We start from the raw sequence: 23,365 nt of genomic DNA on the forward strand, positions 1-23,365 counted from the left end.
GCACTGAGAGCTGATTATCCGACCACATAAAAACCGATGAATCGGTTTCTTTTCTCAGTCGGTACGACGGAAGGCGAGAACGGCGTTGTGGCCGCCGAAGCCGTAGGAGTTGCTCAGCGCCACATCCCCGTTACGCGACAGCGGGCGCGCCGTTCCGACAACGACGTCGAGTCCTATCTCGTCGTCCGGATTGTCGCAGCCGACGGTGGGGGGAATGAGGCCGTGGTGCAGGGTGAGCACGGTGGCAATCGCCTCCACCGCACCGCCGGCGCCCTGCATGTGACCCAGTGCCCCCTTGGGCGCGGTGACCGGGACATCCGCGATCCCGGTGCCGAAGACGGCGTGCAGGGCGACCGCCTCGGCCGCGTCCCCGTTCGAGGTGGCGGTGGCGTGCGCGTTCACGTGCACCACATCGCCGGCCTCGGCTCGCGCGTCCGCCAGCGCCTTGGCTATCGCGTCGACGATGCCCTCGCCGTCCGGCCTGGGGGCGGCCATGTGGTGAGCGTCCGCGGACAGGCCCCAGCCGGCCGCCTCGCAGTAGATCCGCGCCCCACGGGCCAGCGCGTGCTCCTCGGACTCCAGGACCAGCAGCCCGGCGCCCTCGCCGACGACGAAGCCGTCCCGGTTCTTGTCGAACGGCCGGCAGGCGCCCAGAGGGCCGTCCTGGCCAAGGGCCAGCGCGCGCATCGAGGCGAAGGCGGCCAGCACGACCGGGGTGATCACCGCCTCGCTGCCGCCGGCCAGCACGACGTCCAGGTGGCCGTGTCTGATCCGGTCGATCGCCTGCCCGATCGCCTCGGTGCCCGACGCGCAGCCCGACACCACCGTCCGCGCCTCCCCCCGCACGCCGAGGTCGATCGCGATCTGCGCGGACGCACTGTTGGGCACGGTCATCGGTGCCGTGTGCGGCGAGACGAACCTCGCCCCGCGCTCGGACAGCACCTGGTCGGCCGCGACCAGCACCGGCGCGCCACCGATGATCGTGCCCATCGACACCCCCACCCGCTTGGCGTCCAACTCGCCCTCGTGGAGAGCCTCGTGGCCGAAGCCGGCGTCCGCCCAGGCCTCCCGGGCCGCCAGCAGCGCGAACTGCGCGCTGCGGCCCATGGTGCGCGCCTGGGTACGCGGCAGCAGCGTGGCCGGGTCGACCGCCGCAGGGGCCGCGATGTGCACCGGCAGCCCCGCGAACTCCGGCCCGGTCAGCGGCCGCACACCGCACGCCCCCGCCAGCAGCCCCTCCCAGGTCGACGCGGCGTCACCCCCCAGCGGCGAAATCACCCCCACCCCCGTGACGACCACTCTTCGGCGTTCGGGCGACTGCTCATTCACGCGAATCCCGGACTGCTGATGATTCGCGACGGACGACCGGTCTCTCATTGTGCGATCCCTTAATTTGCCGTTGGCAGTGGCGCTCGCACTTTAACCGAGACACCAGGACAACGGACACCTCCCCCCGAGTGATTCCATTTCACCAGCAGCTGTTCATCCAGGCAAACGCGGGGCAGCGCAGAAGCGGTGTCGGACGATTCGACAAAAACCGGCCGTCCGCATTCATTGCCACCGCGTTTCACGCGAACGCTCCAGGACAACCAGGTCATAACGCTCCAGCACGGGCCGCCGCGGCACCGCCTCCGCCTCCGCCTCCGCATCCGAAGTCAGCCGGGCCAATCCCTCGGCGAACTCGCGCTCGGTCAGCGCCAGGAACTTGGACTGCGGCCGGTCGGCCAGCCGGTCCCGGAACTCCCCCAGGCCGGCGGCCACGGGCAGGGCCCGCGAGGACACCCGGTGCACCGTGAACCCGGCCGCCGTGAAGTCGTCCAGCACCTCGCGCTCGGCGGGGAACCGCCGGGCGTCGGTCTCACGCAGCCGGGGCCAGTACTGGTAGACCAGCGCGTCCAGGCGCTCGCGGAAGGTGGTGCGGACCACCAGCCGTCCGCCCGGACGCAGCACCCGTAGCAACTCCCTTGCGGCGGCGGGCCGGTCCGGCAGATGGTGGACGACGCGGGAGAGCAGCGCGAGGTCGAAGCCGCCGTCCACGACGGGCAACGCCTCCGCGCTGCCCGCGAGGTAGCGCACCCCCGGACGGGCGTTGCGCCGAACCGCCTCGGCGAGCATCGGCGCGGATGGCTCGATGCCGACCACCATGGCACCGGGCGACGCATCGGCCAGCGCCGCGCAGAACATGCCCGTCCCGGCGCCGACCTCGACCGCGCGCAGCCCCGCGCCGACGGGCGCCGGGGCCTCGTGCAGGAAGAGCTCGGCCCAGGCGCGCAGCGAGTCGGCCGGCATCTCGTTGCCCAACTGGTAGGCAGCGGCCAGACGTTGATCGGTGTAACTGTTCATCGCGGTGTTCCGTTCCGGTCAACGGGTCACCCGCTCCGCCAGGAGCGGGCCCAACGCCAAACTGCCCCCGGCCCCGCCTTCGGGACCCTGGGCAGGCGGTCGTCCTACCAGGCGTAGTCCTCCGGGGCCGGGCGGCGGCCCGGGAAGATCTCGTCCAGCCGGTCGAGCGTCTTCTGGTCGAGCGTCACGCCCAACGCCCGTACCGCCGCGTGCAACTGCTCCAGCGTGCGCGGTCCGACGATCGGGGCGGTGACGGCCGGGCGGGTGAGCAGCCAGGCGAGGGCGATGTCGCCGGGCTCGTGACCGAGTTCGGCGGCGAGGTCCTCGTACTGGGCGATCTGCTCACGCTTGACACCGAGCGTCTCTACGGCACGGCCGGAGGCCCGGCGGACGCCCTCGCGCTCCTTGCGCAGCACCCCGCCGAGGACCCCGCCGTGCAGCGGGGACCACGGGATGAGGCCGATGCCGTAGTGCTCGGCGGCCGGCACCACCTCCAGCTCGACGCTGCGCTCCAGCAGGTTGTAGAGCGACTGCTCGCTCGCCAGCCCCAGGAACCCCCGCGCCTTGGCGGCCTCCTGTGCCTGGGCGAGGTGCCAGCCCGCGAAGTTGCTGGAGCCGACGTAGATGATCTTGCCCTGGGCGACCAGCACCTCCATCGCCTGCCAGATCTCCTCCCACGGCGTAGCCCGGTCGATGTGGTGCATCTGGTAGAGGTCGATGTAGTCCGTGCGCAGCCGCTTGAGGCTGGCATCCACGGCCCGGCGGATGTTGAGCGCGGAGAGCTTGCCCTCGTTGGGCCAGGCCCCCATGTCGCCGTAGAGCTTGGTGGCGAGGACGGTCCGCTCGCGGCGGCCCTCGCCCTGGGCGAACCAGCTGCCGATGATCTCTTCGGTGCGGCCCTTGTTCTCACCGAAGCCGTACACGTTGGCGGTGTCGAAGAAGTTGATGCCCTGCTCGTGGGCGACGTCCATGATCCGGTGCGCGTCGGCCTCTTCGGTGTGCGGGCCGAAGTTCATGGTGCCCAGGCAGAGGCGCGAGACGCGGAGGCCGGTGCGGCCGAGGTAGGTGAACTCCATGAAGTCACCCTCTGCCGCACCGACCTGTTTGTCCAGACTGACAAATCGTCATGTCGACTGCACTACCCTCCGCATCCGACCCCTCCGCCCGTCCACGCCTCAGCCCGTCCGCCCGTCCGCCCGTCGATCAGATCCAGCTGTCGAACCAGATCCGGCTCTCCCAGGCCGCGACGGTCTCGGCCTGCCCGGTGTAGAGCGGCAGGAACCAGGCGAAGTTCACCGCCACCGCGACGGTCAACAGCCCCGCAGCCGTCAGCCTCGCCCACCGCACCGACCGCCGGCTCGCGCCCAGCCCCGCACCCCTGCCGACGCCCGTGCCCGCCCCCGCGCCCGCGCCCGCGCCCGCGCCACCGTCCGCACCGCGCGGCGAGGGCAGCGCCGGGCCCGGCCGCCCGGCGAGGTCCGCCAGCAGCATGGCCACCGCCAGGCACAGGAACGGCACGAACGCGACGGTGTAGAAGGAGAACAGCGTCCGGCCCTGGTACAGGAACCACGGCAGGTAGCCCGCCGCCACCGCCGCCAGCACCGCACCCGCACGCCAGTCGCGCCGCCGCAGCAGCCGGTGCAGCAGGTAGCCGAGGGCGACCAGCGCCGTCCACCAGAGCAGCGGCGTGCCGAGCGCGAGGATCTCCCGCGTGCAGCCCTCGGCGCGGCAGGCCGCCGAGCCGCCCGCCGAGTCCCGGAAGAAGTAGGAGACCGGGCGGGTGAGCAGCAGCCAGTCCAGCGGGTCGGACTGGTAGCGGTGCGGCGTCGACAGCGCCAGGTGGAAACCCCAGATCTCCTGGTGGTAGTGCACCAGGCTGATCAGCGGCGCGGGCACCCAGGACCCCAACGGGCCGATGCTGGACAGGTCCTGGCCCACCGCCCAGTCCCGCGCGTAGCCGCCCTGCCCGACCAGCCAGCCCGTCCAGGACGCCAGGTAGGTCGCGAAGGCGACCGGCACCAGGGCCGCGAAGGCGGGCACCGCCTGCCGCCGCAGCGCGACCCGCCACGGCCGGGCGGCGCCGGCCGCCCGGTACGCGCCCACGTCCCACGCCACCGTGAGCAGGCCGAAGGCGGCCAGTGAGTAGGCCCCGCTCCACTTGGTGCCGCACGCCAGGCCCAGGCAGACCCCGGCCGCCAACCGCCATGGACGCGAGCCCTGTTCGTCCTCACTGACGACCGCCTCGTCCCACCCGCCACCGCCACCAGCGCCACCGCCGCTCCCGTCACCGGACGCCAGCCGGGCCCGGAAGGCGTCCCGGTCGATCAGCAGGCAGCCGAAGGCGGCGAGCACCCAGAACATCAGCACGATGTCGAGCAGCGCGGTGCGGCTCATCACGAAGTGCAGGCCGTCGAACGTGAGCAACAGCCCGGCCAGCGCGCCCCACCAGGTGGAGCGCAGCAGCCGGCGGCCGATCCGGCAGAGCATCAGCACCGAGAGCGTGCCCAGCAGCGCCGGCACGAACCGCCAGCCGAACGGGGTCAGCCCGAACACCGCCTCGCCCAGCGCGATCAGCCACTTGCCGACCGGCGGATGCGCGATGAACTCCGGTGCGGCGCTGAGGTCGATGCGCTGCGGCCGGGCCAGCAGGTCGACGTCGGCCCCGGCACTCCAGGTCCCCTCGTAGCCGTACCGCAGCAGCGACCAGGCGTCCTTCGCGTAGTACGTCTCGTCGAAGACCACCGCGCGCGGGCTGCCCAGGTGGCCGAACCGCAGCACCCCGGCGAGGAGGGTGACCAGCGCCGGCCCGATCCACCCGTTGAGGGCGGCGAGTCGGGCGGCCCGGGCAGGGGGGAACCGCAGCAGTTCCCAGGCCCGGGGGGACGGCGGCGGCAACGGCTCCAGCAGCATCCGCCCATCATCGGGGTGGGGCACGGCGCCCACTGCGCGCCGTGCCCCACCGGACCGGGTAATCCGCCCGTTCGCCTCAGCGAGCGGCCCGGGCCTTCGCCTCCGATCAGCGGCGAATCAGCAGCGGATAAGCGGCGGCTCAGCGGCGGCCCCTGCGGTGCACGACCAGCGCCGAGCCGGCGGCCAGTAGCAGCGTCGCCACGACGAGGTCCACGGCCAGGCCCGAACTGCCGGTATCGGGCAGCGGCGGCCGGGTGCGCATCGGGCTCGGCTTCGGAGTGGGCGTCGGAGTGGGCGTCGGAGTGGGCGTCGGGCTCGGCAGCGCGACGACGGTGACGGCCGTCGAGCAGGCCGGGTCGACGGCCGCGCCCTGGCCGGGCAGCGCCCGCCGGACCCCGCCGACCTGGCTACCGTCCATCGCCCCAGGGCAGTTGGTGCCGTCCGTGCGGGCGGTGACGGCATTGGCCAGCGTGCGGCCGCCCGCGTCGCGGTGGACGGTGAACGTGTACCGGAGCGTGGCGGTGGCACCGGCCGGCAGGTCGAGGACCCAGGTCAGCAGCGACCCGGCGGAGGAGACACTGCCGGTGCTGGCCGTGGCCGCGCCGTCCGGGTCGGCCGAGCCGAGCACACCGCTGAGGTCGTCGACGATCTCGGCCCCGCGGTACGTACCGGTCCCCGTGTTGGTCACGGTCACCGTGTAGCTGACCCGTCCGCCCGCGGTCGGGGCGGTCGGCGAGACCGACTTGTCCAACCGCAGTTCGCGGCTGGGCGTCAGCGGCCCGGTCGGCGAGGCGACCGCCGTGTGCGCGCTCGCCGACGGGTCCGGGCCGCCCGTCACCACCGCCGTGTTGGTCGGCGTCACGGTGGCGTCGCCGTCCAGCACCCCGGTGAGCGTGTAGCTGCGGGTCTGGCCGACCGCCAGCTCGATCGCCGGGCAGACCGCCGCGCCCTCGCTGACCGGACACTCCGTCCCGTCGGCGTCCGCCCGCATCGCCGGCTCGTTGACCTGGGCCGGGATCCGGTCGCTCACCACGACGTCCCGGGCGACCGACGGACCGTTGTTGGTCACCGACACCCGCCACTGGATCCGCTGCCCCGGCACCACCGGATCGGTCAGCAGCACCTTCGACACTGTCGGGGCCGCCTGCGGCGTCACCGGCCCGGTCGGGCTGGCCACCGCCGTGTGCACGCTGGCCGACGGGTCCGGACCACCGGTCACGGTCGCCGCGTTGCTGGGCACGGCGGTCGCGTCGGCGGCCAGCGTCCCGGACACGGTGTACGTCCTGGACTCGCCCACCGCCAGTTCGACGGCCGGGCAGAGCGCCAGCCCGTCGGTGATCGGACAGGCGGTGCCGTCACCGTCCGCGGTCATCGCCGCCGCGCCGACCCCGCCGGGGATGCGGTCGCTCACCACGACGTCCCTTGCGCGGGACGGACCGTTGTTCGTCACCGACACCCGCCACTGGATCCGCTGCCCCGGCACCACCGGGTCCGTCAGCAGCACCTTCGACAGCGTCAGACTGGCCCGCTGCTCGGGAGTGCCGCTGGGCGAGGCGACCGCCGTGTGCGCGCTCACGGACGGGTCGGGGCCGCCGGTGACGACGGCGACGTTGGTCGGAGTGACCGTCGCCCCCGCCACCAGCGTGCCGGTCAGCGTCCAGGTACGGGACTCCCCCACCGGGATCTCCACCGCGGGACACGTCGCCACGCCGTCCGCGACCGGGCAGTCGGTGCCGGCCGCATCCGCCTTCATCGACGCGTTCGTCACCCCGGCCGGCACCTGGTCCCGCACCACCACATCCCGGGCGCGGGACGGACCATTGTTCGTCACGGCCACCCGCCACTGCACCTGCTGCCCCGGCACCACCGGACTCGTCAGCAACACCTTCGACACCGTCAGATGCGCCTGCGGAGAGGGCGGACCACTCGGCGACGCCACCGCCGTGTGCGCACTCGCCGACGGATCCGGACCACCCGTCACCACCGCCGAGTTGACGGGCGTGACCGTCGCGTCCGGGGAGAGCGTGCCGGTCAGCACATAGCTCGCGGACTGCCCGACCTCCAGCCCGATCGCCGGACACACCGCCGTGTCGCCGGTCACCCGGCACGCGACAGCACCCGGGTCGGAGGCCATCGACACACCGGAGACGCCGGCCGGAACATGGTCGGTGACCACGACATCCCTGGCCCGGGACGGACCGTTGTTGGTCACCGTCACCCGCCACGAGATCGTCTGCCCGGGCACCACCGGGTCCGTCAGCAGCACCTTGGACACCGTCAGGCTCGCCCGCGGCGACGGCGAACCACTCGGCGACGCCACCGCCGTGTGCGCACTCGCCGACGGATCCGGACCACCCGTCACCACCGCCGAGTTGACGGGTGTGGCGGTGGCGTCCTGGGCCAGTGTGCCGGTCAGGGTGAACGTCGCCGTCGCGTTCGGCGCGATCTCGACGGCCGGGCAGGTCGCCAGCCCGTTCGTGATCGGGCATGCCTCCCCGGTGGCGTCGATCGCCATCTCGGCGCCGGTGACGCCGTCCGGGATCCGGTCGCTGACGACGACGTCCCGAGCGCGCGACGGACCGTTGTTCGTCACCGCCACCCGCCACTGGATCCGCTGCCCGGGCACCACCGGATTCGTCAGCAGCACCTTCGACACCGTCAGGCCCGCGCGGGGCTGCACGGTCTCGGTGGGGTGGGCGGTGGCGACGTTGTTCGAGGGGTCGGGGTCGGGGCCGCCGGTGACGGTCGCGACGTTGACGGGCGCGGCGGTCGCGTCCGCGGAGAGCGTGCCGGTGAGCGTGTAGCTGCGCGAGGCGTTGGCCGCCAGCTCGATCGCCGGACAGGTCGCCGTGCCAGAGGTGATCGGGCAGGCCTCCTGGGGGCCGTCGTCGGCGGTCATCGAGGCACCGTCCACCCCAGGTGGGACCTGGTCGCTGACCACGACGCCCCGAGCGCGCGACGGACCGTTGTTGGTGACCGTGACCCGCCAGCGGATCTGCTGCCCGGGCACCACCGGCGACGTCAGCAGCTCCTTGGCGAGGGCGAGGTCGGCCCGCAGCTGCGGCGGGGCGCTCGGGCTCGCCACCGCGGTCCGGACGGACGCCGACGGGTCGGGACCGCCGGTCACCGAGGCCGAGTTGCTCGGCGTGACGGTGGCATCCGGGGAGAGGACACCGGTGAGGGTGTACGTCTTGGACTGGTTGACGTCCAACTCCGTCGCCGGACAGGTCGCCGTGCCGGCGCTGAGCGGGCAACCGGCGCCGTCCGAGTCCGCCTGCATGACGGCGTTCGTCACCCCGGCCGGCACCTGGTCGCTGACCACCACATCACGGGCGCGCGACGGACCGTTGTTGGTGACCGTGACCCGCCACTGGATCGACTCACCCGGGACCACCGGGTTGGTCAGCAGCACCTTCGCCAGCGTCAGACCCGCCCGCGGCGTCACCGGCCCGGTCGGGCTGGCCACCGCCGTGTGCACACTCGCCGACGGATCCGGACCACCGGTCACCGTCGCCGAGTTGACCGGCACCGCCGTCGCGTCCGAAACCAGCGTCCCCGACAGGGTGTACGACCTCGACTCCCCCACCGCCAGCTCGACAGCCGCGCAGGTCGCCGTCCCGCTCAGCACCGCACAGTCCGGCCCGCCGCTGTCGGAGGTCATCACGGCATCGCTGACACCAGCGGGCACCCGGTCGCTGACGACCACGTCCCGCGCCCGCGACGGACCGTTGTTGGTGACGGTGACCCGCCACTGAATCCGCTGCCCGGGCACCACCGGATCGGTCAGCAGCACCTTGGAGAGCGTCAGGTTCGCCCGCTGGTCGGGCGAACTGCTCGGCGACGCAACGGCGGTGTGTACCGACGCACTCGGATCCGGACCACCCGTGACCACCACGGTGTTGCCCGGCGTCGAGGTCGCGTTCGCGTCCAGCGTCCCGGACATCGTCCACGTACGCGACTCACCCGCAGGGATCTCCACCGCAGGACATGTGGCAACTCCCGCACTCACCGGGCAATCCGAGCCATCCGCATCAGCCTTCATCGACGCATCCGCCACCCCGGCCGGCACCTGATCCCTCACCACCACACCACGCGCCCGCGACGGACCGTTGTTCGTCACGCTCACCCGCCACTGCACCTGCTGCCCCGGCACCACCGGCGACGTCAACAACACCTTCGAAACGGTCAAACTCGCCCGCAACTCCGGCGAACCACTCGCCGACGCAACAGCCGTGTGCACACTCGCCGACGGGTCCGGACCACCCGACACCGTCGCCGTGTTCACCGGCGTCACCATCGCATTCGCATCCAACGTCCCCGTGAGCACGAAGGCCTCGGACTCGTTCACCGCGAGGTCCTGGGCGGGGCAGACCGCCTCCCCGTTCGTGACCGGGCAGTCGACCTGCCCGGCCTCGCCGGACATCCGCGCGCCGGTGACGCCGACCGGGATGCGGTCCCGGACGACCACGCCCCGCGCTCGCGAGGGGCCGTTGTTGGTGACCGTCACCCGCCAGGAGATCGTCTGCCCGGGGACCACCGGGTCGGTCAGCAGCACCTTGGAGATCGTCAGATTGGCCTGCGGCACCGGCGACGAGGACGGCGAGGCGACGGCCGTCTTCGTCGCCTGCGACGGGTCGCCGGGGTTGATGACGGTCGCGGTGTTCACGGGCGTCTGGACGGCGTTCGGGGCCAGCATGCCGGAGAGCGTGAAGGAGGCGGTGGCGTTGACCGCGAGGTCGAACGGGTAGCACTCGGCCACGCCGCCGGTGATCCGGCAGGGCACGTTGTTGGCGTCGGAGGTCATGCTCGCGCCGGAGACGCCGTCCGGGACGCGGTCGAGCAGGTCGATGCCGCGCGCGCGGGACGGGCCGTTGTTGGTGACCGTCACCCGCCACGCGATCGTCTGCCCGGGCACCACCGGGTCGGTCAACAGCGCCTTGGCGATGGTCAGGCTGGACCGGCCGACCGGCGAGCCGCTGGCCTGGGCCGTGGCGACGTGCACCGAGGCGGACGGGTCGGGGCCGCCGGTCACCGACGCGAGGTTGACCGGGGTCTGGGTCGCGTCCGGCGAGAGCGTTCCGGCGACGGTGTACGACTTGGACTCGTTCGCCGCGAGCTCGACGGCCGGGCAGACCGCATCGGCACCGGTGATCGGGCACGCCGTGCCGTCGGAGTCGGCGACCATCGTCGCGTTCGTCGTGTCGGCGGGGATGTGGTCGGTGACAACCACGCCGCGCGCCCGGGACGGGCCGTTGTTGGTCACCGTCACCCGCCACGAGATCGGCTGGCCGGGCACCACCGGATCGGTCAACAGGATCTTCGAGAGGGTCAGTTGCGCGCGGACGGTGAGGGACTCGCTCGGCGACGCCACTGCCGTGCGCGCGGAGGCGCTGGGATCCGGGCCGCCCGTCACCACGGCCGTGTTGGTCGGCACGGTGGTGGCGTTGGAGGAGAGCACGCCGGTCAGGGTGTAGGACTTCGAGGCGTTCTGGTCGATGACGGTCGCGGGGCAGGTGGCCACGCTGCTCGTGATCGGGCAGGGCGTCGCGTCGTCGTCGGCGGTCATCTGCGGATTGCGGACGTCGGCCGGCACCTGGTCGGTGACGACCACGCCGCGCGCCCGGGACGGGCCGTTGTTGGTCACCGTCACCCGCCACGAGATCGTCTGCCCGGCCACCGCCGGGGAGGTGAGCAGCACCTTCGAAATCGTCAGGTTCGCCTGCGGTGACGGCGAGGACGAGGGCGACGCGACAGCCGTCCGCACCGATGCCGACGGATCCGGACCACCCGTCACCGTCGCCGTGTTCACCGGCGTCGCCGTCGCGTCGGGCGAGAGCGTGCCGGTCAGCGTCCACGACAACGAGCCACCCACCGGGATCTCGACCGCCGGACACACCGCCACACCACCCCCGACCGGACAGTCCGCACTGTCCGCGTCCGCCTTCATCGACGCACCACTCACCCCCACCGGCACCTGATCCCGCACCACCACACCACGCGCCCGCGACGGACCCGCATTGCTCACCGTCACCCGCCACGACACCCCCTGCCCCGGCACCACCGGATCGGTCAACAACACCTTCGAAATCGTCAGGTTCGCCTGCGGTGACGGCGAGGACGAGGGCGACGCGACAGCCGTCCGCACCGATGCCGACGGATCCGGACCACCCGTCACCGTCGCCGTGTTCACCGGCGTCGCCGTCGCGTCGGGCGAGAGCGTGCCGGTCAGCGTCCACGACAACGAGCCACCCACCGGGATCTCGACCGCCGGACACACCGCCACACCACCCCCGACCGGACAGTCCGCACTGTCCGCGTCCGCCTTCATCGACGCACCACTCACCCCCACCGGCACCTGATCCCGCACCACCACACCACGCGCCCGCGACGGACCCGCATTGCTCACCGTCACCCGCCACGACACCCCCTGCCCCGGCACCACCGGATCGGTCAACAACACCTTCGAAATCGTCAGGCTGGCCTGCCCGTTGGGGGCGATCGGGTTGGCGGTGCTGGTGCAGTTCGGCGTGCAGCCCGGGTCGGTGACTGCGCCGGGCGGCGTCACCGTGGCGCGGTTGTCGAGCGAGCCGCTGGTGTTGGGCGGCACCGTGCCGGTCAGCGTGTAGACGACCTTGCCACCGGCGACGACGTTGACGGTGGTGTCGATGCTGCCGGTGCCCGTGGCGGTCGTACCGCAGCTGTCGGGCGCGGTCGCGGCGCAGCTCCAGGTGAAGCCCTGGATCGCGGCGGGCAGGGTGTCCTGGACCCGCACACCGGTCGCGTCGGACGGGCCCTTGTTGGTGACGGTGATCGTGTAGGTGAGCGGCTGGCCGGGGACGTACGGGTTCCTGTCGGGCGTCTTGGTCACCGCCAGTCCGGTCTTCACCGCCGCCGGGGTGTCCCGGGTGGCCGAGCAGGTCGGGCCGCAGTTGTCGTCGGTGGTGCCGGAGGGGCGGGTGACGGTCGCGGTGTTGGAGAGGGTACCGATGGTGTCCGAGGGCACCGTGCCGGTCAGCGTCAGGGTCACCTTGCCGCCGGACGCGATGTCGGCGGTGGTGTCGATAGTGCCGGTGCCGGACGACGGGCTGTTGCAGACGTTCGGCGCGGTCGCTGCGCAGTTCCAGGTGAAGCCGCGCAGGGCGGACGGCAGGGTGTCCCTGATCTGGGCCGCGGAGACCGGGGCGGGACCGGCGTTGTTGACGGTGACGGTGTAGGTCAGGGGCTCGCCGGGGGTGTAGGACGCGGGGACGGCGGTCTTGGTGATCGAGAGGGCCACCTTGGTCACCCACTCCACGGTCACCTCGCCGTTGGCGCCGTTGGTGATGCCGCCGCCGTTGCCGATGTTCGCGCTGTACAGCGGGTCGTTGGTACCGGCCGCCGCGCCGCCGACACCGTTGGCGCTGCTGTTCGAGCCGTTGGCCGTACCGGCTCCCGTGACCCCGGTGCCGCCGGTGAAGCCGGAGCCGCCACCGCCCATCCCGTTGGGGTTTCCGCCGGAGCTCTGGCAGGAACCGCCGCCGCCACCGTAGTTGCCGCCGCCACCGCCACCGCCGCCTTCGAACCCCGAGGACGACCCACCCGTACCGCCCTGGAAGCGACTGCCCGCCGTGGCCCGGCCGCAGTCCGTGTTGGTGGCGGCCGCGCCTCCGGTGGACTGGGTGCCGCCCCGGCCGGAGAGAGCGGGCTGGTTGTCCTGACCGCCGCTGCTGCCGCCACCGCCGCCCGAACTCGGAGTGCCGGTGTCCGCGCCGGGCGAGGCCCCGCCACCGCCGCCCGCGATCAGCAGCGGGGTCGAGCCGTTGGCGCCCTTCCACAGCGCGCTCATGCCGCCGCCGGTCGCGCCGGAGGCGTCCGTCCGTCCGGCGCCGCCGGCACCGCCGCCGCCGTACACGCCGGAGGTCGAGTTCATCACGCCCCCGCTGCCGGAGGTGACCGTCAGGGAGTCGCCGGCGGTGACGGCGACCGTGCCGGTCGTGTAGCCGCCACCGCCGCCACCGCGCTGGCCGGTGTAGTACGCCGTCTTGACGCCACCGCCGCCCGCGCCCCAGAGCCGGACGAAGAGGCTGCTGACCCCCGCCGGCACCGTGAACGTCTGGTCGGCGCCGCTGGCGGTGTAGCGCACGCAGTTGGTGAAGCCGGTGGTCGGCGTGCAGGTCACCGCGGCCCGGTCGGACTCCACCCACTCGGCGGGAGCGGGAGCGGCTGCGGCCCTCGCGGCCGCAGCCACAACGTGCCGCAGCGCCACCGGGTTGGCGGGTGTGGCCAGCGCAAGGCTGCTCTGGGGTACCAGGCACAACAGGGCCAGCACCGCCCGCAACACCGTCGGGATCCGACCGTTGAACCAGCCACGCACCGGGACCACCGGAGTCTCCTCTCAGCCCATCGCTTTCCGATGAGCTGAGCAACGACTATCCGATGAATTGTTGAAGGAACGATCAACTGATGACGTGTCATCACATTGCCCGGAAATTCCCCGCGTTCGGCTCACACCGACTTCCTACTCCCGACCCCACCCCGACAACGGAGTCAGGACGGCACCTGGTCGAGCATCGCGAGGCGCGCGTTGGACGTCTTGATGCTCCCGCACAGCACCTGCGCGCCGCCGACCCGGTAGTCGTCGCCCGAACCGGTGGCCTTGAGGACCGCGCCCTGCACGCTGGTGTAGTCGTGGTCGGCGAGGTCGCTCTTGTGCAGGTCGCGCACGACGATCAGACGGCGCAGCAGGTCGCTTGCGGCGGCCTGGTCGCCGAGCGTCTTGCGCTGCGCGTCGGGGAGCTTGGCGAAGGCCTCGTCGGTGGGCGCGAACACCGTGACGTTGTCCATCGAGTCGAACAGGTCCTTGGCCTTGGCCGTCTTGATCAGGCCGGCCAGCGTGCTGAGGTCCTTGGTCTGCTCGATGGCGGCCAGCACCGGGATGCCGCCCATGGAGTCCATGCTGCCCGGGCCGTCGGCGGGCAGTTGCGTGCAGGTCTGGCCGAACGGCTTGTCCGGCGGCGGCCCGGCCCGGTCGGCCGACTCCTCCCCGTAGCCTGCGCAGCCCGAGAGCGTGACGGCTGCCAGGACGATGCCCACGGCCAGGGCGGTACGCGAGGGGAGACTGCGCATGGACGATGGTCCTCTCTCAGGGCTGGCAATCCGGACATACCAGGACCAGATCTGCCCAGATAGTGACAGTCGCCCGGGCCGCACCGCCGCAGCGGACCACCGCGCACCTCGAACATCCCCCGACTGGCGGCGCCCCGACCGGCGCAGCCGACACCCCCCGCCCCCGGTCACCGGTCCCGGGTCCCCGGTCCCCGTCAGCGCCCGTGCGTCGAGTACTTCCGGACGGCCAGTGGCGCGAAGACGGCCAGCAGCAGCCCGCTCCAGAGCAGCGTGGCCACCACCGGGTGCTGCAACGGCCAGGCGGACGCCGGGGCCGTCGGGTTGCCGAACAGCTGCCGACAGGCCGCCACCACGGCGCTGGCCGGGTTCCAGTCGGCGATCACCCGCAGCCAGCCCGGCATCCCGCCGGTCGGCACGAACACATTGGTCACCATGGCGGGCGGGAAGGTCAGCACCGCCAGCTGCCCGGCCATCTGCTCGCTGCCGGCGGCCAGTCCCAGGAACGTGCCCACCCAGGTCATCACGAAGCGGAAGAGCACCAGCAGCGCGAAGGCGGCCAGCGCGTCGGCGACGCCGTCGCGCATCCGCCAGCCGACCGCGAGTCCCACCCCGACCAGTGGCACCAGCACGGCCACCCCGATCAGCAGGTCGGCCAGCGCCGATCCGAGCAGCACACCGAAGCGCGAGAGCGGCATCGAGCGCAGCCGGTCGGTGGCACCGCGGTCGACGTCACGCGCGACGCCGACCATGGTCGGGGTGATGCCGTTGATCGCCACCATCGCGAAGAGCCCGGGCATCAGGAACTCGCGGTAGTCGCCGCCACCGGGCACCCGCATCGCACTGCCGAAGACGTAGCCGAAGAGCACCACCATCACCACCGGGACGGCCAACGAGGCCGCGAGCAGGCCGGGCGAGTGCCGGTAGTACAGCAGGACGCGGGTCGTCGAGGTGGCCGCGTCCAGCGCGGTGCGGCGCAGCCGGCCGGGGGCGGCCGCCGGCCCGCCGGGGGCGGTGGCGCGGGCGGGACGGGTCGTCGACACGGTGGAACCGGACATCAGGCGGCCTGCCTTTCGGCGGTGAGGGCGAGGAAGACGTCGTCGAGCGAGGGCGTGCGCAGGGCGACGTCGCGGGCGGCCACGCCGGCGGCGTCGAGTGCGCGGACGAGCGCGGGTAGCAGCACCTCGCGGCCCGGCAGGGAGAGCGCCTCGACCTGTCGGCGGTCCCGGTCACTGACCGGCTCACCACCCGTCACGGCGGCCAGCACCCCGGCGGCGGCCGGGAGTTGGCCGGCATCGTCGACGACCACCTGCACCCGGGTGCCGATCGCCGCCTTCAGCCGGCCCGGTGGGCCGTCGGCGATGGCGCGGCCGTGGTCGAGGACCATCACGGTGTCGGCCAGCCGGTCGGCCTCCTCCAGGTACTGGGTGGTGAGCAGAACGGTGCTGCCACCGGCGGTCAACTCCCGTACGGCGTCCCAGATCTCGCCCCGGCTGCGCGGGTCGAGGCCGGTGGTGGGCTCGTCCAGGAACAGCACCGGCGGCCGGGTGACCAGGCAGGCCACCAGGTCCAGGCGGCGGCGCATGCCACCGGAGTAGCCGCGCACCAGGCGGTCGCCGGCCGCCGCGAGGCCGAAGCGCTCCAGCAGTTCGTCCGCGCGGCGGCGGGCCTCGCGGGCGCCGAGGTGGTGGAACCGGCCGACCAGAGTGAGGTTCTCGCGTCCGGTGATTCCCTCGTCCACGGCGGCATGCTGTCCGGCCAGGCCGATGCTGCGGCGCACCCGCTCGGGCTCCCTGGCCACGTCGAAGCCGGCCACCCTCGCCCACCCGGTGTCAGGAGCGGTCAGCGTGGCGAGCAGCCGGATGGCGGTGGTCTTGCCGGCGCCGTTGGGACCGAGCAGACCGTAGACCGTGCCCGCCGGGACGGCCAGGTCAAGGCCGTCCAGCGCCGTGGTCCCGCCGAAGCTCTTGCCCAATCCCTGGGCCGATACCGCGAGTTGATCTCCAGATAGCTGCGACATGGCGGAGCCCTCGCTTTCTAGGTACGCCGTACGTAGAGGCGTTCTGTGCAGCAGCGTACTACGTACGGCGTACGTTGCTAAGATGGATTTCGAGGTGATCTTCCGTGCCGTCCAGCAAGACCCCGCCCGCCGCCACCACTCCGGAGCTGATCTGGCTGCGCCCCGAACGGACCGGCCGCGGGCCGCGTCCCGCGCACAGCCGTGCCTCGATCGCCGCCGTCGCGGTCGCGCTGGCCGACGCCGAGGGCCTGGGTGCCGTCTCGATGCGCCGGATCGCCGCCGAACTCGGCGCCGGGACGATGTCGCTCTACAACTACGTCCCGAAGAAGGAGCACCTCTTCGACCTGATGCTGGACGCGGTGTCCGGCGAGTACCGCTTCCCGGACCAGCCGTCCGGCGATGTCCGGTCCGACCTAAGGGAGTTGGCGCACCAGCAGCTCGCCATCCTGCGCCGCCACCCGTGGGCGGCGACCGTCGTCGTCACCCGCCCCTCGCTGGGACCGAACGGGCTGCGGTTCGCCGAGTACTACCTCGCCGTGATGGCCCCGGTGCCGTTCGACAGCGGCACCAAGCTGGAGGCGATGTCCCTGCTGAACGGCTTCGTCGTGCAGTTCGCCGAGTGGGAGCGCGGCGGCGTCTCCCCCGGGCAGGACCGCGAGCAGGGGCAGCGTGAGCTGATCGAGTACATGACCCAGGCCGTGCTCACCGGCCAGTACCCGCACCTGGCCACGGCGTTGGCCTCCGCGGGTGGCAACCCCAGCACACCGGACAGCGTCTTCGAACGCTCGCTCGGCCGAATCCTCACCGCGATGCTCACCCCGCCCGACCAGCCCGCAACGACGTGAACACCTCCGCCGGGCAGGTGAGATGACATGCCGAGGGGCCCGGACGACGGCGTCGTCCGGGCCCCTCGGCATCGATCAGGAAGTGCGGCGCAGCAGCGCGAGGTACATCGCGTCGGTGCTGTGCAGGTGCGGCCAGAGCTGGACGTCCGGGCCCGCGCCGAGCGCCGGGACGCCGGGCAGCAGCGGGCGCGCGTCGATCCACTCCAGCGCGACGTCGCCGCGCAGCACATCGTCCACCACCGCGCGGGTCTCGGCCAGGTGCGGGGAGCAGGTCGCGTAGCCGATCACGCCGCCGACCCGCACCGACTCGATCGCCGAGCGCAGCAGGTCGCGCTGGAGCTGGCCGAAGCCCGCGATGTCCTCGGGCCGACGCCGCCAGCGCGCCTCCGGGCGGCGACGCAGCGCGCCGAGGCCCGAGCACGGGACGTCCACCAGCGCCCGGTCGAAGCTGCCGGGCCGCCAGGCCGGCCGGGTGCCGTCGGCGGCGATCACCGTATACGGACCGGGGTTGCCGTCCAGGGCCCGCGCCACCAGCCGGGCCCGGTGCGGCTGCTTCTCGGACGCCACCAGGGCCGCGCCGCGCTCGGCGGCCAGCGCGCCGAGCAGGGCGGCCTTGCCGCCGGGGCCCGCGCAGCCGTCCAGCCAGAGCCGGTCGGAGCCGTCGATCGGCGCCGCTGCCAGGGCGAGCGCGACCAGCTGGCTGCCCTCGTCCTGGACGCCGACCCGGTTCTCCTTGATGACGTCCAACTCGCCCGGGTCGCCGCCCTCGGCCAGCCGCACGGCGTACGGCGACCACCGGCCGGGCTCGCTCTCCGGCAGCGCCTCGGCGAGTTCGGCGGCCGTGGCACGACCGGGCCGGGCCACCAGGGTGACCTCGGGACGCTCGTTGTCGGCGCGCAACAGCTCCTCGATGTCCGCGCGTCCGCAGGCGTCCGGCTGCCAGCGGCCGAGCGAGTCCCAGAGCGAGGAGACCACCCAGCGCGGGTGCGAGTGGACGACGGCCAGGTGGTCCTCGGCGTCCTTCTCGAAGGGCGGCGCGACCTGGGCGATCCAGGTGTCCAGGTCCTTGGCGCTGATCCGGCGCAGCACGGCGTTGACGAACTTCGCCTTCCCGTCGCCGAGCACCGCCCGGGCCAGCTCGACGGTGGCCGAGACCGCCGCGTGGCTGGGGATCCGGGTGGCCAGCAGCTGGTGCGCGCCGAGCGACAGGACGTCCAGCACCGGCGGGTCGACCTCGCGCAGCGGCCGGTCGATGCAGGCCGCGATGATCGCGTCGTAACTGCCCTGCAGGCGCAGCGTCCCGTAGACGAGCTCGGTGGCGAGGGCGGCGTCGCGGCGCTCCATGCCCTTCTGCTCGGCCTCACGCAGCAGCGACGGCAGGATCAGGTTGGCGTACGCGTCGCGCTCGTCGACGGCCCGCAGGGCCTTGAAGGCGACCAGGCGCGCCGGGTCCTTCTTCGGGCGGCGGTGCGGACGCGGGGGGCGCTTGGCGCTGGGGGCGGGGGTGCTCACGGGGGACCTCAAAGTGCTGCGGAGTTATCGAAACGGGCGTGCGGTACGGGGGGGTGACGGGTCAGACGCCGAGCGGTTCCCCGCTCTCGATCCGGACCCCACGTGCCCAGTCTGCCGCCCGCATCGGCTTCTTGCCCTGCGGCTGGACCTCGCCCAGCTCGATCTCATGGCTGCCGGTGCCGACCCGCACGCTGTTCTTGCTCACGGCCAGCTCGCCGGGAGCCAGCTCGGTGGCGTCGGTCAGCAGCTTCACCGGGCCGGAGACCTTGAGCCGCTCGCCGCGGAAGGTGGTCCAGGCGCCGGGCGCGGGGGCGCAGCCGCGCACCAGGCGGTCGATCCGCAGGGCCGGGTGCGTCCAGTCGATCCGGGCGTCCTCGACGGTGATCTTGGGGGCGAGGGTGATGCCCTCGACGGGCTGCGGGACGGCCTGCAGAGCGCCTTCGGCGATGCCGTCCATGGTCGCGGTGAGCAGCCGCGCACCGGCGTGCGAGAGCCGGGTCAGCAACTCGCCGCTGGTGTCGGTGGGCCGGATCTCCTCGGTCAGGATGCCGAAGACCGGGCCGGAGTCCAGGCCCAGCTCGATCCGGAAGGTGGAGGCGCCGGTCACCTCGTCGCCGGCCAGCACCGCGTGCTGGACCGGGGCCGCGCCGCGCCAGGCGGGCAGCAGCGAGAAGTGCAGGTTGACCCAGCCGTGCCGCGGGATCGCCAGGGCCGGCTCACGCAGCAGCGCACCGTAGGCGACCACCGGGCAGCAGTCGGGCGCCAACTCGGCCAGCCGGGCCAGGAACTCCGGCTCGCTGGGCTTCGCGGGCTTGAGGACCTCGATCCCCGCCTCCTGCGCGCGCTGCCCCACCGGACTGGCCACCAGCTTGCGGCCGCGCCCGGCGGGCGCGTCCGGGCGGGTCACCACGGCGACCACCTCGTGCTGGTCGGAGGCGAGCAGCGCCTCCAGGGCGGGGACGGCGACCTCGGGGGTTCCGGCGAAGACGAGACGCAAGTCACGGGCCTTTCAAGAAGTGGAAGGGGAGTTGAGGAGCTTCAGCGGACCGCGCCGAAGGTGCTGTGCGGCGAGAGCCGTACCTCGGGGACCGGGCCGCTGCCCCAGTCGGACTCGCGGATCGCCCGCAGGGCCTCCTTGCGCAGCTCGCGGTCCAGCCGGTCGATGAAGATGATCCCGTCCAGGTGGTCGGTCTCGTGCTGGATGCAGCGGGCCAGCAGCTGGGTGCCCTCGATGGTCACCGGGTCGCCGTACTCGTTGAAGCCCCGGGCCACCACGCCGTAGGCGCGCTTGGTGTCGAACCGCAGCCCGGGGAGCGAGAGGCAGCCCTCGGGGCCGTCCTGCTCCTCCTCGGTGAGCGACAGGTCGGGGTTGATCAGGTGCCCCACCACGCCGTCCACGTGGTAGGTGAAGACCCGCAGCGAGACGCCGAGTTGGGGAGCGGCCAGGCCGGCGCCCGGGGCGTCGAGCATGGTCTCGGTCAAGTCCTTGACCAGGGTGCGCAGTTCCTTGTCGAACGTGGTCACCGGCTGTGCCGTGGCACGCAGGACCGGGTCGCCGAAGATCCGGATCGGCTGGATCGGCACGGTGGCGGGCTCCTCGTCGGGGTCGACTGCTCGGGTTCGCTGTTCCGGCTCGTTGCGCCGCAGCACATCAGTCTATGCGGTGCTCCGACCGGTCCGGTCGGCAGATCTGGCATATCCCGGATCGACGCGACGCGTGACCCCGGACCCTGCTTCGGCGTTGGTCAAGTGAGATTGACCGTGAGTTCACCGGGCCGGCGCGAGGCCCCATTCACTTGCACGGAAGGTGGCCTGAGCACGATGGCCGAGCAGATCAACCACGACACCCGGGCACGGGCGAGCCTGCACCTGCTGGTGCGCGACATCGAACGCGTCCGGCGCCAGGTCGACGCCCTGCGCACCCTCACCGCCCAGCTGGGCAACGTCTACCGGCCGCGTCGGCCCAGCAGCTCCGGCGGCTTCGTGGTGTACGGCAGGGCCCCGGCCCCGACCGTGCGCCTGGCCCAGGAGCTGCGCGAGAGCGTGGAGACGCTGGTGGCGGCGGCGGTCGAGTTCGACCGGGCGCTGGGCTTCTCCTGGGACTCGGTGGGCTCCGCCCTCGGGGTCACCAAGCAGGCGGTGCACCGGCGCTACGGCATGCGCCGCTCGGCGAGCGAGCTGCTGGGAGCGGCCGGTGCGCCGCTGGCCACGACGGTCCCGGCCCCGGGCGGGCCGCGCGACGACTGCCTGGCGGACGAGCAGGGCGCGATCGCCCCCGCGGCGCTGCGCGAGGAGCCTGCCCCGAGTCCGATGAATTCGAACGCGATGGGCCAGGCCGCGCTGGCTCAGGGCCCGCTGGCCGGCCCGAACCCGCTGGCGGCCGCTCCGCTGGCCCGGGCCGTCCCGGCGGCACGGCAGGGCGGCCTGCCGCAACACCCGGGGGCTCGCGTGGGCCGCTGAGCGCCCCACAACCACCGGAGTGCTCCACCTGGGCCGCCCCCGGGAAGTGCTCAGCCGATGTCGACCGGGTCGATCCTGACCTTGACCGGATCGGGTGTGCGCAGCGCCACCCGGGCGATCTGCGCGGCCTTCAGCGCCGCTGCCAGTGCTCCGCCCTGACCGGGGTTCACCCGCAGCAGCGCACGCTCCTGCTCCTCGCCACGTCCCCCCGGGGCGGGGAGCGGGATCGGGCCCAGGACATCGGTCCCCTCCGGCAGCCTGGTGAGCGCCAGCAGATCGGCCACGGCGCTCGGCGAACCGGCCACCGAGGCCATCCGGGAGACCGGCGGGAAGTGCAGCTGGGCCCGTTCCTCCAGCTCCACCCCCGCGTGCCCGGCCGGGTCCCAGCGGACCAGCGCCTGCACCGGCCGCGCCGTCGGCTCCGCCACGACCACCACCACACCGCCCTCGCCGGACGGCCTGACCAGCCCGGCCGCGGCCAGCCAGAGCCGCAGCGCCTCCTCACCGGCCCGCAGGTCGGGGCGGCCGAGCAGCGCCCAGCCGTCCAGCAGCAGCGCCGCCGCGTAGCCGCCCTCGGCCACCGGCTCGGCACCGGGCGTGCAGATCACCAGCGCGGGTTCCGGACCGACGGTGGCCAGCACCGCGTCCCGCCCCGAGGTGCGCACCGGGGTCTGCGGGAACGCCTTGCCCAGCTCCTCCGCCGTCCGCCGGGCGCCGACCACCTGCGCCCGCAGCCGGAACGAGCCGCACTCGACGCAGTGCCAGTCCGCCTCCTCCACCCCGCACCAGGAGCAGCGCAGCTCCCGCCCGGCCGCGGTGGCCTCCAGCGGGCCGACGCAGTGCCGGCAGCGGGCCGGGGTCCGGCAGCGGTCGCAGGCCAGCCGCGGCACGTACCCGCGACGCGGCACCTGGACCAGCACCGGGCCGCTGCGCAGCGCGTCGCGGGCCACCTGCCAGGCGACCGAGGGCAGCCGGGCGGCCTGCGCGGCGGCGTCCCGCGCCTGGTCGCCGTCGCCGACGGTCCGCACCCGCGGCGCGGCCTCGCGCACCACCGCCCGGTCGGCGGCCAGCGGCCGGGCCCAGCCGGTGCGCAGCAGCTGCGCGGCCTCGACGGTCATCGACAGGCCGCCGAGCAGCACCGCCGCGCCCTCCTCCGCGGCCCGCAGCAGCGCCACCTCGCGCACGTGCGGGTGCGGGGCGCGCGGGTCGCTGTGGCTGCTGTCGCCGTCCGACCAGACCACCACGAGTCCCAGGTCGCGCACCGGCGCGAAGATCGTCGCACGGGTGCCGATCGCGGCGCGCACCGAGCCGCGGCTGACGGTCAGCCAGCGGCGGTAGCGCTCCTTGGGGCCGAGATCGGCGGTCAGCGTGGCGTGCCGGCCGGGGCCGAGCAGCGCGGTCAGCGCCTCGTCGACCCGGGCCACCGCGCGCCCGTCCGGCAGCACCACGACGGCTCCGCGCCCGGCGGCCAGCGCGGCGGCGACGGCGCGCGCGATCTCGCCCGGCCAGTCGGGGCCGGGCAGCGCCGTCCAGACCGCCCGCGGCGCGTGGCCGGCGGCGAGCGAGGCGAGGAACTCGGCGCCGTGCGGGTAGCGGCTCCAGCTGCCGGGCTCCGGCGCGGCGGGGGGCGCGAGCGGCTCGGGCGACGGCTCCGCCTCGGCCTTGGCGTGCCGGGGCGGCACCGCGAGCTGGAGCACGTCGGCCAGCGTGCCGGCGTAGCGGTCGGCGATCTTGCGGCTGAGCCGCAGCAGGGCGGGCGTCAGCACCCGCTCCGGGGAGAGCACCTGGGCCAGTGGGGCGAGCGGCCCGGCGTAGTCGCTGGCGGCGAGGCGCTCGACCACGAAGCCGTCGTGCAGCTCCCCGCCCTCACGCCGGCCGGCCACCACCCGGGCCCCGAACCGGACCCGGACCCGGGTGCCCGGCTGGGCGTCCTCGGCCATCGTGGCCGGCACCGCGTAGTCGAAGAACTGGTCGAGGTGGAGCAGGCCCTTGTCGACCACCACCCGCGCCACCGGGAGTTCGGCGGCACGCTGCGCGCCGCGCCACGTCCGGGGCTTGGCCTTGCGCACCGTCTCCCGGATGAGCGCGAGCTGCTCGGGAGGCCCGCCGGCGGTGGGGTCGTCGGTGCTCATGAATCCAGTCGTACCAGAAAGCTCTGACAGAAACGCCGCGG

At 73.4% G+C, this 23,365-nt stretch carries 14 protein-coding genes; 2 read left to right on the forward strand and 12 right to left on the reverse strand.

Going from position 1 to position 23,365, the window contains the following annotated elements:
- Nucleotides 1-54: 54 nt before the first annotated feature.
- The 8 genes from BS80_RS10235 to BS80_RS10270 form a co-directional block, all read right to left on the reverse strand.
- Nucleotides 55-1,329 carry a beta-ketoacyl-[acyl-carrier-protein] synthase family protein gene (locus BS80_RS10235; protein WP_035795733.1) on the reverse strand — a complete coding sequence of 425 codons (1,275 nt, stop codon included), beginning with the start codon at nucleotides 1,327-1,329 and terminating at the stop codon, nucleotides 55-57.
- Between the two features lie 222 nt (nucleotides 1,330-1,551).
- Entirely contained in the window at nucleotides 1,552-2,343 is a 792-nt protein-coding gene (locus BS80_RS10240) for a class I SAM-dependent methyltransferase (protein WP_035795737.1), read from the reverse strand.
- A 104-nt stretch (nucleotides 2,344-2,447) separates the two neighbouring features.
- Nucleotides 2,448-3,419, reverse strand: coding sequence for an aldo/keto reductase (locus tag BS80_RS10245; protein ID WP_035795739.1), 972 nt, complete (start codon nucleotides 3,417-3,419; stop codon nucleotides 2,448-2,450).
- A gap of 127 nt (nucleotides 3,420-3,546) precedes the next feature.
- On the reverse strand, nucleotides 3,547-5,253 hold the full coding sequence (locus BS80_RS10250) for a dolichyl-phosphate-mannose--protein mannosyltransferase (protein ID WP_051966437.1): 1,707 nt from the start codon (nucleotides 5,251-5,253) through the stop codon (nucleotides 3,547-3,549).
- A 139-nt stretch (nucleotides 5,254-5,392) separates the two neighbouring features.
- Nucleotides 5,393-13,615 (reverse strand): DUF7927 domain-containing protein, encoded by an 8,223-nt coding sequence (locus BS80_RS40590; protein WP_035795741.1) that lies wholly within the window; start codon nucleotides 13,613-13,615, stop codon nucleotides 5,393-5,395.
- A 164-nt stretch (nucleotides 13,616-13,779) separates the two neighbouring features.
- A complete protein-coding gene (locus BS80_RS10260) occupies nucleotides 13,780-14,358 on the reverse strand; it encodes a fasciclin domain-containing protein (protein WP_051966438.1) in 579 nt (192 codons plus the stop codon).
- 194 nt (nucleotides 14,359-14,552) lie between these two features.
- A complete protein-coding gene (locus BS80_RS10265; protein WP_232246430.1) occupies nucleotides 14,553-15,398 on the reverse strand; it encodes an ABC transporter permease in 846 nt (281 codons plus the stop codon).
- Nucleotides 15,399-15,412: 14 nt separating this feature from the next.
- Nucleotides 15,413-16,375 (reverse strand): daunorubicin resistance protein DrrA family ABC transporter ATP-binding protein, encoded by a 963-nt coding sequence (locus BS80_RS10270; protein ID WP_035795743.1) that lies wholly within the window; start codon nucleotides 16,373-16,375, stop codon nucleotides 15,413-15,415.
- A 104-nt stretch (nucleotides 16,376-16,479) separates the two neighbouring features.
- Between BS80_RS10270 and BS80_RS10275 the strand changes: the two genes are divergently transcribed.
- On the forward strand, nucleotides 16,480-17,220 hold the full coding sequence (locus tag BS80_RS10275) for a TetR/AcrR family transcriptional regulator (RefSeq protein ID WP_051966439.1): 741 nt from the start codon (nucleotides 16,480-16,482) through the stop codon (nucleotides 17,218-17,220).
- Between the two features lie 75 nt (nucleotides 17,221-17,295).
- Here BS80_RS10275 and BS80_RS10280 read toward each other — a convergent pair whose 3' ends face one another.
- From BS80_RS10280 to def, 3 genes are all read right to left on the reverse strand, one after another.
- Nucleotides 17,296-18,732 carry an RsmB/NOP family class I SAM-dependent RNA methyltransferase gene (locus tag BS80_RS10280; RefSeq protein WP_035795745.1) on the reverse strand — a complete coding sequence of 479 codons (1,437 nt, stop codon included), beginning with the start codon at nucleotides 18,730-18,732 and terminating at the stop codon, nucleotides 17,296-17,298.
- Nucleotides 18,733-18,793: 61 nt separating this feature from the next.
- Nucleotides 18,794-19,729 (reverse strand): methionyl-tRNA formyltransferase, encoded by a 936-nt coding sequence (gene fmt, locus BS80_RS10285; RefSeq protein WP_035795747.1) that lies wholly within the window; start codon nucleotides 19,727-19,729, stop codon nucleotides 18,794-18,796.
- Nucleotides 19,730-19,770: 41 nt separating this feature from the next.
- Entirely contained in the window at nucleotides 19,771-20,316 is a 546-nt protein-coding gene (gene def / locus BS80_RS10290; protein WP_035797203.1) for a peptide deformylase, read from the reverse strand.
- Between the two features lie 237 nt (nucleotides 20,317-20,553).
- On the opposite strand from def, the gene BS80_RS39265 reads away from it, so the two are divergent.
- Nucleotides 20,554-21,192: a hypothetical protein gene (locus tag BS80_RS39265; RefSeq protein ID WP_083974496.1), complete on the forward strand. Its 639-nt coding sequence runs from the start codon at nucleotides 20,554-20,556 to the stop codon at nucleotides 21,190-21,192.
- Between the two features lie 50 nt (nucleotides 21,193-21,242).
- Here the strand turns inward: BS80_RS39265 and BS80_RS10300 are convergent, their stop codons facing one another.
- Nucleotides 21,243-23,324 carry a primosomal protein N' gene (locus BS80_RS10300; RefSeq protein ID WP_035795748.1) on the reverse strand — a complete coding sequence of 694 codons (2,082 nt, stop codon included), beginning with the start codon at nucleotides 23,322-23,324 and terminating at the stop codon, nucleotides 21,243-21,245.
- Nucleotides 23,325-23,365 lie beyond the last annotated feature (41 nt).

The organism is Kitasatospora mediocidica KCTC 9733 (assembly GCF_000744225.1).
GTDB classification, from domain to species: domain Bacteria; phylum Actinomycetota; class Actinomycetes; order Streptomycetales; family Streptomycetaceae; genus Kitasatospora; species Kitasatospora mediocidica.

Excerpts from the sequence above, each read along its gene's own strand:
- BS80_RS10250 (WP_051966437.1), bottom strand. The coding sequence starts at position 5,253 with ATGCTGCTGGAGCCGTTGCCGCCGCCGTCCCCCCGGGCCTGGGAACTG.
- BS80_RS10245 (WP_035795739.1), bottom strand. The coding sequence starts at position 3,419 with ATGGAGTTCACCTACCTCGGCCGCACCGGCCTCCGCGTCTCGCGCCTC.
- BS80_RS10270 (WP_035795743.1), bottom strand. The coding sequence starts at position 16,375 with ATGTCGCAGCTATCTGGAGATCAACTCGCGGTATCGGCCCAGGGATTG.
- BS80_RS39265 (WP_083974496.1), top strand. The coding sequence starts at position 20,554 with ATGGCCGAGCAGATCAACCACGACACCCGGGCACGGGCGAGCCTGCAC.
- BS80_RS10240 (WP_035795737.1), bottom strand. The coding sequence starts at position 2,343 with ATGAACAGTTACACCGATCAACGTCTGGCCGCTGCCTACCAGTTGGGC.
- BS80_RS10260 (WP_051966438.1), bottom strand. The coding sequence starts at position 14,358 with ATGCGCAGTCTCCCCTCGCGTACCGCCCTGGCCGTGGGCATCGTCCTG.
- BS80_RS10300 (WP_035795748.1), bottom strand. The coding sequence starts at position 23,324 with ATGAGCACCGACGACCCCACCGCCGGCGGGCCTCCCGAGCAGCTCGCG.